This window comes from Firmicutes bacterium HGW-Firmicutes-1 (assembly GCA_002841625.1).
Taxonomy (GTDB): domain Bacteria; phylum Bacillota; class Clostridia; order Lachnospirales; family Vallitaleaceae; genus HGW-1.
The window spans coordinates 59,847-73,515 of the sequence record PHAG01000001.1 but is presented as its reverse complement, the minus strand read 5'-3'; the positions used below and the strand labels follow the sequence as shown (position 1 = coordinate 73,515).

Here is a 13,669-nt window from a genome sequence, read left to right as displayed (position 1 = left end):
TAGGGGCTCATATCGAAGTGGCTGGCGAGTTCCTATCACTACCGTAAATATCAAGGAGATCATATAAATGATGCAAAATAAAGATTATTATGTTCATGAAAGCGCTTATATAGATGAGGAAGTAAAAATTGGAAGTGGCACAAAAATATGGCATTTTTCTCATATTCAAAAAGGTGTAAAAATCGGACAAAATTGTGTGATCGGACAAAACGTTAATATTTCAAATAATGTACACCTTGGAAATAATGTAAAAATCCAAAACAATGTTTCAGTATATGAGGGAGTGGAATTAGAAGATTATGTATTTTGTGGTCCATCTATGGTGTTTACAAATGATTTAACTCCTAGGAGTAAATATCCTAAAAAGGGCAGAGAGGAATATCTTAAGACGCTGGTAAAGGAAGGTGCATCAATTGGAGCAAATGCAACAATTGTATGTGGGCACACGATAGGTCGCCACGCACTTATTGCTGCTGGAGCAGTCGTTGCTTCCGATGTGCCTGATTATACACTCATGGTTGGGGTGCCTGCAAAAAGAAAGGGTTGGGTGTGTGAGTGTGGAGAACAGCTTAAGGATGGACTGAGCTGTAAGATTTGCAGTAGAAATTATATCGAAAAGAATGGTTGCTTAAGTGAGGTTGAAAATTATGATACCGATGAATGATTTGTCTATACAATATCGAAAGCTAAAATCAGAGATTAACAATAGTATTGACAGGGTTTTAGAACATGGCAAATATATAATGGGACCCGAGGTATTAGAGCTTGAAAGAAAACTGGCAGAATATGTTGGAGTAGATTACGCGGTGACCTGCTCAAGTGGTACGGATGCTTTGCTACTACCTTTATTAGCTTGGGAAATAGGAAAAGGAGATGCAGTTTTCACAACACCTTTTACATTTATAGCAACCTCAGAGGTTGTTAGTCTATTAGGGGCTACACCAGTTTTCGTTGATATAAATCCTGAAACTTACAATATTGACCCTGAATTACTTGAACAAGCCATCATAAGGATAATTGAAGAAGACGGCTTGAAACCAAGAGTGGTCATTCCAGTTGATTTATTCGGATTACCTGCTGACTATGAGAAAATTGAGGCTATTGCTGCAAAATATAATATAAGGGTTCTTGAAGATGCGGCGCAAGGTTTTGGAGGCAGGTATAAAGGCAGAAAAGCTGGAAGCTTTGGCGATGCAGCGTCAACATCATTTTTTCCTGCTAAGCCTTTGGGCTGTTACGGAGATGGAGGTGCAATATTTACAAGAGATTCTTTACTTTACGAAGCCATAAAGTCTATTCGGGTTCATGGTCAAGGAATAGATAAGTACGACAATATTAGGATTGGAATAAATGGTAGACTTGATACGATTCAAGCAGCAATTCTACTTGCAAAACTGTCTATATTTGACTCGGAAATCGATCTAAGAAATGAAGTGGCAAATAAGTACACTGCTGGCTTAAAGGAGCTTATTAAGACGCCTCAAGTACCAGAAGAGTATAGTTCCGCTTGGGCTCAGTACTCAGTGCTTACAAAGGACTATGAAGTAAGAGAATCATTAATGAGAGAAATAAATGATAAAGGTATCCAGACTGCAATATATTATCGTAAGCCACTTCATTTACAAGCTGCAAATAGGAAATTAGGCTATAAAAAAGGTGATTTTCCAATATCCGAAGATATCAGCAACAGAATTTTAAGTTTGCCAATGCATCCATATCTTGAGAACGAAACAATAGCTGAAATTATTAATTTATTTGTGGATAATATTAAAGGGTAAATGATTACAATATATTGACTTTGTTTTTAACGAAGGTTATAGTTTTAAGATATAAGGATTCATGATACGTATAATTTACTAAATTAGATTATCGATATGATATGATTGGTATAAAAAAAGCATTTATAAACTAGAGAGGAAGTAGTAATTCATGATGAAGAAATACGTTGATTTACACATTCATACACAAGCATCAGATGGCACTTGGACCCCAGAAAAGGCGATAGAGCATATTAAAACAGCTAACATAAGTACTTTTGCTATTACAGATCATGATTCAATAGATAATGTGGCTGAAGCTCAAATAATAGCTGAAAACAATGGACTCACATGTGTTTCGGGAGTTGAAATTTCTACATCCTTTCAAAATATGGAATATCATATTCTCACTTATGATTTTAATCTTAATAATCCAATTCTTGTTGCAAGGGTTAATAAAAATCATAAGCAAAGACTAGATTATCACAACACAGTAATAGAAACAGTCAAAAAAGACTATCCTCAATTATCACTTGAGGAATTTGAACAATATAGTTATGATTTAACGAGAGGAGGCTGGCCATCTCTGAATTTCTTACTTGATAAGAAAGTAGTGAATAATATGCAAAGCTTCTTTCAATTGATGATAAACTATAAACTACAGCTTGTATTCGACTCACCAGAGCAGGTGATAGAAGATATTAGACAAGCAGGTGCTGTTGCTATATTAGCTCATCCACCTGCATATGTTAAACAAGACTTTATGCCTTTAGAACAATTAAGAGAATGGGTATCCTTTGGAATACAGGGCTTTGAATGTTATTCACCCTATTATATAAATCCAATAGACAGTGGCTATTATGTGGATTTTTGTAAAGCTAACTCACTTTACATTTCTGGGGGTTCAGATTGTCATGGTGATTTATTGTTAAATCGAAAACTTAGAAATCCTTCTATCTTATTAGATCAATTAGAATTACCGTTTTTAAGATAATTGTTCTATATAAGCAAATTTGACATTAAATTATGAGCTCGTGGGCTGACTGCTTAAATACGACGACTGAGGCAATTTTGATTTTCTTATACTGGATATCGTATAAATACCTAGGAGTGCTAACAACATACCAATGATATGCTGCCAAGTTATTTTTTCGCCAAGGATTATAACGGATAAAATGACAGAGCTAATTGGCATTACTCCTGAAAAGCCTGCAGCAACATTAACTTTAACTTTAGATATACCACTGAACCAACACGTATAGCCAAGTGCAGAACAGATGGCGCCATAATAAAACATTGGTATTAGTTGAGATGGTGTTATTAAATCCCAGTTAAATCCAAGGCTATGATAGGCTCCAACAGGCAAAAATAATAGAAAAGCAAATAAAATAACAAAGGCAGTTGTAGTCAAAGGGTGTGATTCAAAGGATTGTTTTTTTCTGAAAATAGTAAACAATACTTCTCCAACAACAGCTAATAAAACAAAAAAATTGCCAAGTATACCGGACCATGAGCCGGTAACTCCAGAAACAATCCCATTCGTATTAAGGAGTAGTATACCGGAAACACTAATCATAATTCCAAGCAGGATTCTTCTTGTGATTTTCTCCTTTAAAAATAGGAATGAGCATAGTGCTAAAATTGCAGGTGTTGTACTCATAATAATACCACCCTCAATAGCGCTGGTTAATCTAAGACCTAGTAAAATAAAAATTCGAAACATAAAAATTCCCGTTAAACCTTGTAAAAACAATAAGAACCAATCTTTTTTCTTGATTTTAAATTGACTTATTTTGCCTTCTTTTATAATTGCTAATGGAAATATGAACACTAGGGCAAACATTAGGCTAATGGTTTGTGAGATGAAAATGGGTATGTCTACCATATATTTACCAGCGACAACAGTGCTTCCAGCAAAAAACATGGCCAACGAGAGTTGGATATAAGCAGAATGTGTTTTTTTCATACAGTGGGCTCCTTTTTTTTATGGTATAATGATAACAAATGAAAGTGGTATAGTGTAGAACCACATTTAGGCGAATTATTTAGAACCACATTTTGGAGGTTATCATGTATCTTACCATAGATAGAAATAGTCAAATCACACTTATAAGACAAATTTACCAAGCAATCAAAAATCAAATCCTTACAGGGCTTCTTAAGCCTTATGAGAAATTGCCCTCCACAAGGCAATTATCAAAAGAGCTGGGTCTGTCTAGAAATGTTATTATAGAAGCTTATGATCAATTGATTGCCGAAGGTTATGTAGAAGCGAGAGAAAGTGCAGGTACATTTGTGGCTGATGGAATCATTCTTGAACATTACAAAGCATCCACAGAAATTAAAAGAGAAAACATTCTTGGCTTAAGGCATGAACCGATGGAAGGTCTAATAGATTTTAGAACAGGTGTCCCTAATCTTGATTTGTTTCCAAAAGAGATATGGGCAGATATTTATAAAAAAATCTGTCAAGATTTGCCCTCCATTCAATTAGACTATCACGAACCTAGAGGTTGTTATGATTTGCGCTTTGAACTAACCCATTATCTTAGAAGAGTTAGAGGGGTGAAATGCCAACCCGAACAAGTTCTAATTACTACTGGAGCAGCTCAAGTGTTTACTATGCTAGGGCGATTGTTTCATCCGATAAACAATCTTGTTTTTGTTGAGGATCCACTAAGCCATGGTATTATCGCAAGTTTGGAAAAAACGAATATGAGGATTCATTCTATACCAACAGATGAAAAAGGGATGATAACAGATTTATTACCTTCAGATTTGCAACCAAGTTTAATCTTTACTACACCTTCTCATCAGTATCCTATGGGTAGCGTCTTACCCATCAAAAGAAGGATTGATTTAATTCGTTATGCTCGTGATAAATCATCTTATATTGTTGAGGATGATTACGATAGTGAGTTTAGATATGAGGGTGACCCAATTGAATCTATGCAAAGTCTTGACCCGAATAGAGTTATCTATGTGGGTACCTTTAGTAAAATTCTATGTCCAGCACTTAGAATTGGATATATGATTTTGCCTGAGCATTTAATTGAGGGTGCAAAAGCTATTAAATATGCAGAAGACCTTCATTCACCGGTGCTAGAACAATTGACTTTGGCAAGATTTATTCGAGAAGGATATTTAGATAAACATGTTAGAAAATCTATCAAACTGTATCAACATAAGAGCCAGTTGGTAATAAAAACCTTACAGGAGGTTTTTGGTGATCAAATTAAGATCATTGGACATACATCAGGAATTCATCTAGTAATTCATTTTAAAGATGTAATATTTGATAATAATTTATTTAAGCAATTAAAAAATAAGGGTATAGCGGTTCCTTCAGTAGAAGAACATGCTATTATAAAAGGCTTATATCGTCAGCAGATAATGATTGGTTATGGAAATTTATCTGATGAGGAGATTGTAGAAGGAATTACTAGGATATATCAAGTTCTAACAGAATTCTTTTCACTTGCCTAAATAACAAGGCTATGCTATAATATGCAACAGAAATTGAAGAGAACAGGAGGCAGTCTAAGTGCCAGAAATCAACCAAAATCACATAAGAAATTTCTGTATTATTGCCCATATTGATCACGGTAAATCTACATTAGCAGATCGAATCATTCAAATGACTGGTCTATTAACTGAAAGAGAAATGCAAGCGCAAGTGCTTGATAATATGGATCTCGAAAGAGAAAGAGGTATTACAATCAAAGCGCAAGCAGTCCGATTGATTTATACTGCAAAAAACTCAGAAGAATATATATTTAATTTAATAGATACGCCTGGACATGTGGATTTTAACTATGAGGTTTCAAGATCCTTAGCAGCATGTGAAGGTGCTATTTTAGTTGTCGATGCGGCACAAGGAATAGAAGCGCAAACACTTGCAAATGTTTATTTAGCGCTAGAACATGACCTCGAAATTTTGACAGTTATCAATAAAATTGATTTGCCAAGTGCAGATCCTGTTAGAGTTATAGCGGAAATTGAGGATATTATCGGAATTGAAGCCGCGAATGCACCTCAGATTTCAGCGAAGGAAGGCTTGAATATTGAGGAAGTATTAGAAAGAATCGTTACAGATATTCCAGCACCAGTTGAAGACCGTAACGCCCCTCTGAAAGCGCTTATATTTGATTCTAAATATGACTCCTATAAAGGTGTAATCGTTTTTTGTAGGATAAAAGAAGGTACTGTAAGAAAAGGTACAAAGATAAAGATGATGGAAACAAAAAAGGTTTTTGAAGTTGTGGAGGTTGGATACTTCGGTCCTGGACAGTTTATCCCTACTGAAGAACTTGTTGCAGGAACGGTAGGCTACATTACTGCAAGCATTAAAAATCTACGCGATACGCAAGTTGGAGATACGATAACAGACTTAGAGAACCCTGCAAGTGAAGCATTACCAGGCTATAAAAAAGTGAATCCAATGGTATACTGCGGAATGTATCCTGCTGACGGTGCAAAATATCAAGACTTAAGAGATGGCTTAGAAAAGCTTCAGCTTAACGATGCAGCACTTATATTTGAGGCGGAAACCTCTGTTGCCTTAGGGTTTGGTTTTAGATGTGGATTCTTAGGGTTATTACATTTAGAAATAATTCAAGAAAGACTTGAGAGAGAATACAACTTAGATATGGTAACAACTGCACCTAGTGTTATCTATAAAATAAATAAAACAGATGGACAAGTCATTAATTTATCAAATCCATTAGATTTACCAGATTTATCAGAAGTTAGATCTATGGAAGAACCAATTGTTAAAGCTGAAATTATGGTTCCTTCTGAATACATTGGACAAATTATGGATTTGTGTCAGGAAAGACGTGGTGAATACTTAGGTATGCACTATATTGAATCCACTAGAGCGCAGCTGAGTTATGAGCTGCCTTTAAATGAAATCATTTATGATTTTTTTGATGCATTAAAATCAAGAACAAGAGGATATGCTTCTTTTGATTATGAATTAATTGGTTATAAAGAATCTGACCTTGTCAAATTAGATATATTAATTAATAAAGAGTTGGTGGATGCTTTATCTTTTATTGTTCATAGAGATACGTCCTTTGAAAGAGGAAAGAAGATTGTTGAAAAGCTCAAAAAAGAAATATCAAGGCATCAATTTGAAATACCGATTCAAGCAGCAATTGGTAATAAGATTATTGCTAGGGAAACGGTGAAAGCGATGAGAAAAGATGTACTTGCAAAATGTTACGGTGGTGATATTTCGAGAAAGAGAAAACTTCTTGAGAAACAAAAAGAAGGAAAGAAGCGAATGAGACAGGTTGGTAATGTAGATGTGCCACAAAGTGCTTTTATGAGTGTTTTGAAATTGGATGAATAATTGACTAAGCTATCTAATTACATGTGCCAGATAGCTTAGATTGTTGACAATTTAATTAAGCCATTTAATACATGTGATTAGATAGCTCGGACTGTCGACAAAAGCATTTTTTCTGATAGGTGTATCGTTTTATTGGCAGTAAGTGTTCATTTTTCTGGCCTTTCCCTTGGGCCGGTCGGGCGAAAAATGAACACTTACTGCCTTTCGTATTAATCATGAAGAAAAAATGCTTTTATCTCTGTATCGTTAATTGAGAATTTTGAAGGGGTGAAAACAATTGATAGAACCAACAATAGAACCAACAATAGAACAAACAATAGAACAAACAATAGAACCAACAACAGAACCAGTAAGCTTGTATATTCACATCCCTTTCTGTAAAAGCAAATGTAATTATTGTGACTTTCTTTCATTTGCCCATGAAGACGATAAAATAGATGAATATATCACTGCATTGGTAGCAGAAATCAGAAGCTATCATTCATTATTACGAAACAATATTGTCAAGAGTATATTCATTGGTGGAGGTACACCATCAGTAATTGAAGCAAAATATATTGAATCAATAATGAAGGAAATAAAAGAAAATTTCAACTTAGAACCAACAGCAGAAATAACGATTGAATGTAATCCAGGAACAATTTCAAGGGAAAAGGGTACAATCTATAAAATACTTGGTATTAATAGAATTAGTCTAGGTCTACAAGCAGTTGATAATGAACGACTCAAACACTTAGGGCGGATTCATACCTTTGAAGAATTTGCCCAGAATTTTAATATGCTTCGTGAAATAGGGTATGATAATATCAATGTTGACTTAATGTTTGGGTTGCCAAATCAGACGTTGGGAGAATGGAAAGAAACTTTGAAGCAAGTCCTGATCCTAAATCCTGAACATATTTCCGTGTATGGTTTGCTAGTTGAAGAAGATACGCCATATTACAGTCAATATCAGCAAAAGAAATGGGAACTGCCAGATGAAGAAATAGAAAGAACTATGTATTGGTATGCGAATGAATGCTTAGCTCAAAAAGGCTACGAGCATTATGAAATATCAAACTATAGTAAAAAGGGCTTTTCTTGCAAGCACAATAAAGTATATTGGACTTTAGGGAAGTATATTGGTATTGGACTAGGTGCAGCTTCCTATTATGACCAAATACGAATGGATAACACAAGGAATATAGATCAATATATGAATGCTCAAGGGGACTTGAATGAAATCATATCAAATAAAGCCCCATCAACAATAATTGCTCAAAAAGAAGAATTTATGTTCCTTGGACTTAGGTTAATGGAGGGAATCAGTAAAAAAGATTATTTAAATAAATTCAATCAAAAAATTGAAGAACAATATGGTGAAGTAGTATTTGACTTAATAAAGCAAGACTTGTTGATTGAGGAGGGGGATCGCCTAAGCCTAACCAATAAAGGGATAGACATAAGTAATTATGTACTTGCTAAGTTCATTTTATAGACAAAAAAATAAAATATTTTTAGAAATTCTATTGACAAAGTCGCCTCAAAGTGATATTTTATTGTCAAGCGTTAGCACTCGTTCGATGAGAGTGCTAACAACAACAAAAGATTTCCTGAGATTAAGGTGGTGATCAAATGGAATTAAATGATAGAAAAATGAAAATTCTTCAAGCTATTATATCAAGCTATTTTGATACAGCAGAGCCAGTAGGTTCTAGGACGATATCAAAGAATTATGATTTAGGCATTAGCCCAGCGACGATTCGAAACGAGATGTCTGACCTAGAAGAGCTTGGTTTTATTGTGCAACCTCATACATCATCTGGAAGAATCCCTTCTGACAAAGGATATAGACTATATGTAGATATTTTGTTGGATAATCAAAAATCACAGATGAAAAAAATTGCGCTACTTGAGGATTTAGTACAAAAAGCAGATCGTATAGAAAATCTTTTGCAAGATATTGTTAAAATGCTTGCGAAGGAAACCCGTTATGCAACAATGATCTCCACACCACAATACAAGAAGAGTAAAATCAAAAACATTCAACTCATTTGTCTTGAACCAACGAAACTTCTTGCAGTTGTAGTAACAGATGGAAATACCATCAAAAACTATATGATCGATATTAAAGAAGGCATTGAACAAAATGTTCTCAACAGGCTAACCTTTATCCTTAATGAACATTTATACGGGTTAACTCTTGAACAAATTAATCTACCTTTGATCCAAAGTATTCAAAAATATGCAGATACTAATTTTGAAATTATTACCAAGGTTCTTGATGTAGTAGGTCAAACAATTGCGTCTATAGACGATACAGATATTTATACATCAGGCACGACCAATATTCTTAAATTCCCTGAATTTAGTGATGTTACGAAAGCAATGGAGTTAATTGATACCTTTGAAGAAAAGGGCGCTTTAAAAACGCTGTTATATAGCATGACAGGCAATGAAGATGGCAAGATTAAGATTAAGATTGGTGAAGAAATTGAAGTTGCTGAAATGAAAGAATGTAGTATTATTACGACATCTTATAGTATAGGTGGAGAGATGGTTGGTGCAATTGGAATCATCGGACCTAAAAGGATGGATTATATGAATACTATTTCTTCTTTAAAATATTTAATCAATAGTATGGAGAAAAAACTTATAAAAGGCGACAAAGGAAGCTAAAGGAAAGGTGGAAAAACAGTGATAGAAGACGAATTAAAACAAGAAACAGCAAATGATACGACTACAGAAGACACAGAAGTAAAGGATGAAATCATGGAAGAAGTGATAGACACTGCTCTTGATGTAGAATTAGATGAGACAGAAATGGATTTTGAATCAAAGCTTCAAGCAGAGAGAAACATTGCTAAGAGCTATCTTGATAAGCTCCAACGTACTATGGCTGAATATGATAATTTTAGAAAAAGAACAATAAAAGAAAAATCTCAAATGTATGAAAATGGATCCAAGGAAGTATTTGAAAAATTCTTGCCAATTATAGACAATTTCGAGAGAGCATTAGGAATCGCATCAGAAGAAGAAAAAGAAAATTCCTTTGTGCAAGGCATTGAAATGATTTACAAACAACTATTAGGGGCAATGAAAGATCTAGGTGTAGAAGAAATGGACGCCCTCTATCAGGAATTTGATCCTAATTTGCATCATGCAGTTTCACATGAAGAAGATGAAAATTATGGTGAAAACGAAGTTATAGAAGTGCTTCAAAAAGGATATATGTTCAAGGATCGTGTACTTAGATTTAGTATGGTTAAGGTAGTAAATTAATATCACAAAAAAATTGATAGTTTTAACATATTATAGGAGGAATTATAAATGGCTAAAATAATTGGAATTGACTTAGGAACAACAAACTCATGTGTATCTGTAATGGAAGGTGGCAAACCTATCGTTATTGCTAATACAGAAGGAGCAAGAACTACACCATCAGTTGTAGCTTTTGCAAAAAATGGAGACCGTCTTGTAGGAGACCCAGCAAAAAGACAATCTATCACGAATCCAGACAAAACAATTAGCTCTATAAAAAGAGAAATGGGAACGAATCATAAGGTTAAAATTGATGATAAAGACTATTCACCACAAGAAGTATCTGCTATGATTCTACAAAAGCTAAAAGCAGATGCAGAAAGTTACCTTGGAGAAACCGTAACAGAAGCAGTAATTACTGTACCTGCTTACTTCAGTGATAGCCAACGTCAAGCAACCAAAGACGCAGGAAAGATTGCTGGATTAGATGTTAAAAGAATCATTAATGAACCAACTGCTGCAGCACTTGCATATGGTTTAGACAACGAACATGAACAAAAGATCATGGTATATGATTTAGGTGGAGGTACTTTTGATGTATCCATTATTGAAATTGGTGATGGTGTATTAGAAGTTCTAGCAACAAGCGGAAACAATAGACTTGGTGGAGATGACTTTGACAAACGTGTTATGGATTACTTAGTAAAGGAATTCAAAAACAAAGAAGGCATTGATTTGACATCTGACAAAATGGCAATGCAACGTTTAAAAGAAGCAGCAGAAAACGCTAAAAAAGAATTATCAAATACAACTACAACAAATATAAACCTACCATTTATCACTGCTAGTCAAGACGGTGCTAAGCATTTAGATATCACTCTTACACGTTCGAAATTTGATGAATTGACACATGATTTAGTTGATAGCACACTTGGTCCAGTTTCAAGTGCGTTAAAGGATGCTGGTTTATCAGCTTCCCAACTTGATAAAGTATTATTGGTTGGTGGTTCAACTAGAATCCCAGCGGTTCAAGATGCAGTTAAAAGCCTTACAGGAAAAGATGCTTTTAAGGGTATCAATCCTGATGAATGTGTAGCTGTAGGTGCTGCTATTCAAGGTGGTAAGCTTGCGGGAGATGCGGGATCTGGAGACATCTTATTATTAGACGTAACGCCTTTATCACTTGGAATTGAAACATTAGGTGGTGTAGCAACTAAGCTAATTGAAAGAAATACTACGATTCCAACTAAGAAGAGCCAAGTGTTCTCAACTGCAGAAGATAATCAAACAGCAGTAGATATTCATATCGTTCAAGGTGAAAGAGAATTTGCAAGAGACAATAAAACCTTAGGACGCTTTAGATTAGATGGCATTGCTACAGCAAGAAGAGGAATTCCTCAAATTGAAGTATCCTTTGATATTGATGCCAATGGTATCGTAAATGTACATGCTAAAGACCTAGGAACAGGAAAAGAACAACACATTACAATCACAGCAAGCACTAATCTTTCAGATGAAGAAATAAATAAGGCAGTAGACGAAGCAAAGCGTTTTGAAGCAGAAGACAAAAAGCGTAAAGAAGCCATTGACCTTAAAAATGAAGCAGAATCTCTTATATTCCAAACTGAAAAGACAATTACGGAACTTGGAGATAAAGTAAGTGAAGAAGAAAAGAGCAAGATTGAAGCTGAAGTAAAGAAATTAAAAGATATTCTAGAAAAAGTGAAAACTGAAACAATTTCTGACGCAGAAGCTGCAGAAATTAAAGCTGCAAAGGATTCATTAATGACAATTGTACAAGATTTCTCAGCGAAACTATACGAAGCAGCAAATGCATCAGCAGGAGCAGGTCCTGCAGATGGTCAATCAGAAGGCCCTTCAGAAGGTCCAGATGATTTTGTTGATGTAGATTTTAAAGAAGAAAAGTAAGTTTAGACTATAACATATTACAACATAACTTAAACAATACGACTGCTTTGGCAGTCGTATTGCCATGGTTACTACTATTAGTAAGCTATTCTAGTATAGAGCAAGTATTGCATTATAGATGGATATATCGTATAGTAGTAATGATATTATTAATGAATATTGGCTTTGGCCACGGGAAAGCTGAATTTTAAATAGTAGAGCTTTCTTGCTCTAAAAAAACAGGTAGGTGATTTTATGGCAGAAAAGAAAGATTATTACGAAACCTTGGGAGTTTCAAAAGGTGCAACTGAGGTAGATATTAAAAAAGCATATCGTAAACTTGCGAAGCAACATCATCCAGATACGAATCCAGATGATGATGTATCAGAACATAAATTTAAAGAAGCTACAGAAGCCTATGAAGTATTAAGTGATGCGGAAAAAAGAGCTAAGTATGATCAATTTGGTCATGCAGCCTTTGACAACGGAGCTGGTGCTGGTGGGTTTAGAGGTGGTTTTGATTTTGGAGATATGGGCGATGTTTTTGGAGATATCTTTGGCGATTTTTTTGGAGGCTCGAGAAGACAAAGTTCAAATGCGCCAACAAAAGGTGCTAATTTAAGAGCTAATATTAAATTGGCCTTTGAAGAAGCTGTTTTTGGAATTGAAAAGGAAATTCAAGTAACAACATCAGATCCATGTGATACATGTCATGGATCAGGAGCAAAGTCTGGAACTTCACCAGAACAATGCCCAACTTGTCATGGAGCTGGTCAAGTAAGATATAATCAACAAACTTTATTTGGTACAGTATCAAGCGTTAAGACATGTGGTCAATGCCAAGGCTCTGGCAAGGTTATCAAAGAAAAATGTACCGATTGTCAAGGTTCAGGCTTTGTAAGAAGAATTAAAAAGATATCAGTATCTATTCCTGAAGGAATTGACAATGGTCAGAGTATTCGTTTAAAAGGAAAAGGCGAACCAGGTAAAAATGGTGGACCAAGAGGCGATATTTTATTGACTATTTATATTGAACCTCATCCACATTTCGAAAGACAAGATATTGACATACTATATACAATGCCAATTACCTTTGCGCAAGCAGCGCTTGGTGATGAACTTGAAGTGCCAACCATTGATGGAAATGTTAAGTATGAAATGAATGCGGGAACACAAACCAATACACGTTTTAGATTAAAAGGTAAGGGTGTCCCTAAATTAAGCAATCCTAAGATTAGAGGAGATCAATATGTTACTGTTATTATTGAAGTGCCTAAAAATCTGAATGATAGACAGATTGAATTATTGAAGGAATTCGCAGCCATATCTAAGACTATATCAAATGAACAAGGCGATAAAAAGAAAAAGTGGTACGATAAAGTAAAAGACGTTTTTGAATAAACGAGGT

General features: G+C 34.9%; 11 protein-coding genes. 10 read left to right on the top strand and 1 reads right to left on the bottom strand.

From position 1 onward, the window contains the following. Positions 1 to 70: 70 nt before the first annotated feature. The 3 genes from CVU84_00355 to CVU84_00345 all read left to right on the top strand — a co-directional run bounded on the left by CVU84_00355 (position 71) and on the right by CVU84_00345 (position 2,751). The gene (locus CVU84_00355) at positions 71 to 664 is read left to right on the top strand and encodes an N-acetyltransferase (GenBank protein ID PKM96494.1); all 594 of its coding nucleotides are present in this window, start codon (positions 71 to 73) and stop codon (positions 662 to 664) included. Then, a complete protein-coding gene (locus CVU84_00350; protein PKM96203.1) occupies positions 648 to 1,778 on the top strand; it encodes an aminotransferase DegT in 1,131 nt (376 codons plus the stop codon). The genes CVU84_00355 and CVU84_00350 overlap by 17 nt, the downstream gene beginning before the upstream one ends. 151 nt (positions 1,779 to 1,929) lie before the next feature. Further along, complete coding sequence (locus CVU84_00345; GenBank protein PKM96202.1) at positions 1,930 to 2,751, top strand: hypothetical protein; 822 nt, start codon at positions 1,930 to 1,932, stop codon at positions 2,749 to 2,751. Positions 2,752 to 2,781: 30 nt separating this feature from the next. On the opposite strand, the gene CVU84_00340 is transcribed toward CVU84_00345, so the two are convergent. Then, a complete protein-coding gene (locus CVU84_00340; GenBank protein PKM96201.1) occupies positions 2,782 to 3,723 on the bottom strand; it encodes a hypothetical protein in 942 nt (313 codons plus the stop codon). 104 nt (positions 3,724 to 3,827) lie between these two features. On the opposite strand from CVU84_00340, the gene CVU84_00335 reads away from it, so the two are divergent. The 7 genes from CVU84_00335 to dnaJ all read left to right on the top strand — a co-directional run bounded on the left by CVU84_00335 (position 3,828) and on the right by dnaJ (position 13,662). Then, positions 3,828 to 5,243, top strand: a complete 1,416-nt coding sequence (locus CVU84_00335; GenBank protein ID PKM96200.1) for a GntR family transcriptional regulator — start codon at positions 3,828 to 3,830, stop codon at positions 5,241 to 5,243. A 58-nt stretch (positions 5,244 to 5,301) separates the two neighbouring features. After that, entirely contained in the window at positions 5,302 to 7,113 is a 1,812-nt protein-coding gene (locus CVU84_00330; GenBank protein ID PKM96199.1) for an elongation factor 4, read from the top strand. Between the two features lie 277 nt (positions 7,114 to 7,390). After that, complete coding sequence (locus CVU84_00325) at positions 7,391 to 8,590, top strand: coproporphyrinogen III oxidase (GenBank protein ID PKM96198.1); 1,200 nt, start codon at positions 7,391 to 7,393, stop codon at positions 8,588 to 8,590. 137 nt (positions 8,591 to 8,727) lie between these two features. Then, entirely contained in the window at positions 8,728 to 9,771 is a 1,044-nt protein-coding gene (gene hrcA, locus CVU84_00320) for a heat-inducible transcription repressor HrcA (GenBank protein PKM96197.1), read from the top strand. Positions 9,772 to 9,864: 93 nt separating this feature from the next. Next, the gene (gene grpE, locus CVU84_00315) at positions 9,865 to 10,374 is read left to right on the top strand and encodes a nucleotide exchange factor GrpE (protein ID PKM96493.1); all 510 of its coding nucleotides are present in this window, start codon (positions 9,865 to 9,867) and stop codon (positions 10,372 to 10,374) included. Between the two features lie 48 nt (positions 10,375 to 10,422). Continuing rightward, the gene (locus CVU84_00310; protein PKM96196.1) at positions 10,423 to 12,282 is read left to right on the top strand and encodes a molecular chaperone DnaK; all 1,860 of its coding nucleotides are present in this window, start codon (positions 10,423 to 10,425) and stop codon (positions 12,280 to 12,282) included. A gap of 234 nt (positions 12,283 to 12,516) precedes the next feature. Further along, positions 12,517 to 13,662 carry a molecular chaperone DnaJ gene (gene dnaJ / locus CVU84_00305; protein PKM96195.1) on the top strand — a complete coding sequence of 382 codons (1,146 nt, stop codon included), beginning with the start codon at positions 12,517 to 12,519 and terminating at the stop codon, positions 13,660 to 13,662. Positions 13,663 to 13,669 lie beyond the last annotated feature (7 nt).

Excerpts from the sequence above, each read along its gene's own strand:
- CVU84_00355 (PKM96494.1), top strand. The coding sequence starts at position 71 with ATGCAAAATAAAGATTATTATGTTCATGAAAGCGCTTATATAGATGAG.
- CVU84_00350 (PKM96203.1), top strand. The coding sequence starts at position 648 with ATGATACCGATGAATGATTTGTCTATACAATATCGAAAGCTAAAATCA.
- CVU84_00345 (PKM96202.1), top strand. The coding sequence starts at position 1,930 with ATGATGAAGAAATACGTTGATTTACACATTCATACACAAGCATCAGAT.
- CVU84_00340 (PKM96201.1), bottom strand. The coding sequence starts at position 3,723 with ATGAAAAAAACACATTCTGCTTATATCCAACTCTCGTTGGCCATGTTT.
- CVU84_00335 (PKM96200.1), top strand. The coding sequence starts at position 3,828 with ATGTATCTTACCATAGATAGAAATAGTCAAATCACACTTATAAGACAA.
- hrcA (PKM96197.1), top strand. The coding sequence starts at position 8,728 with ATGGAATTAAATGATAGAAAAATGAAAATTCTTCAAGCTATTATATCA.
- grpE (PKM96493.1), top strand. The coding sequence starts at position 9,865 with ATGGAAGAAGTGATAGACACTGCTCTTGATGTAGAATTAGATGAGACA.
- CVU84_00310 (PKM96196.1), top strand. The coding sequence starts at position 10,423 with ATGGCTAAAATAATTGGAATTGACTTAGGAACAACAAACTCATGTGTA.
- dnaJ (PKM96195.1), top strand. The coding sequence starts at position 12,517 with ATGGCAGAAAAGAAAGATTATTACGAAACCTTGGGAGTTTCAAAAGGT.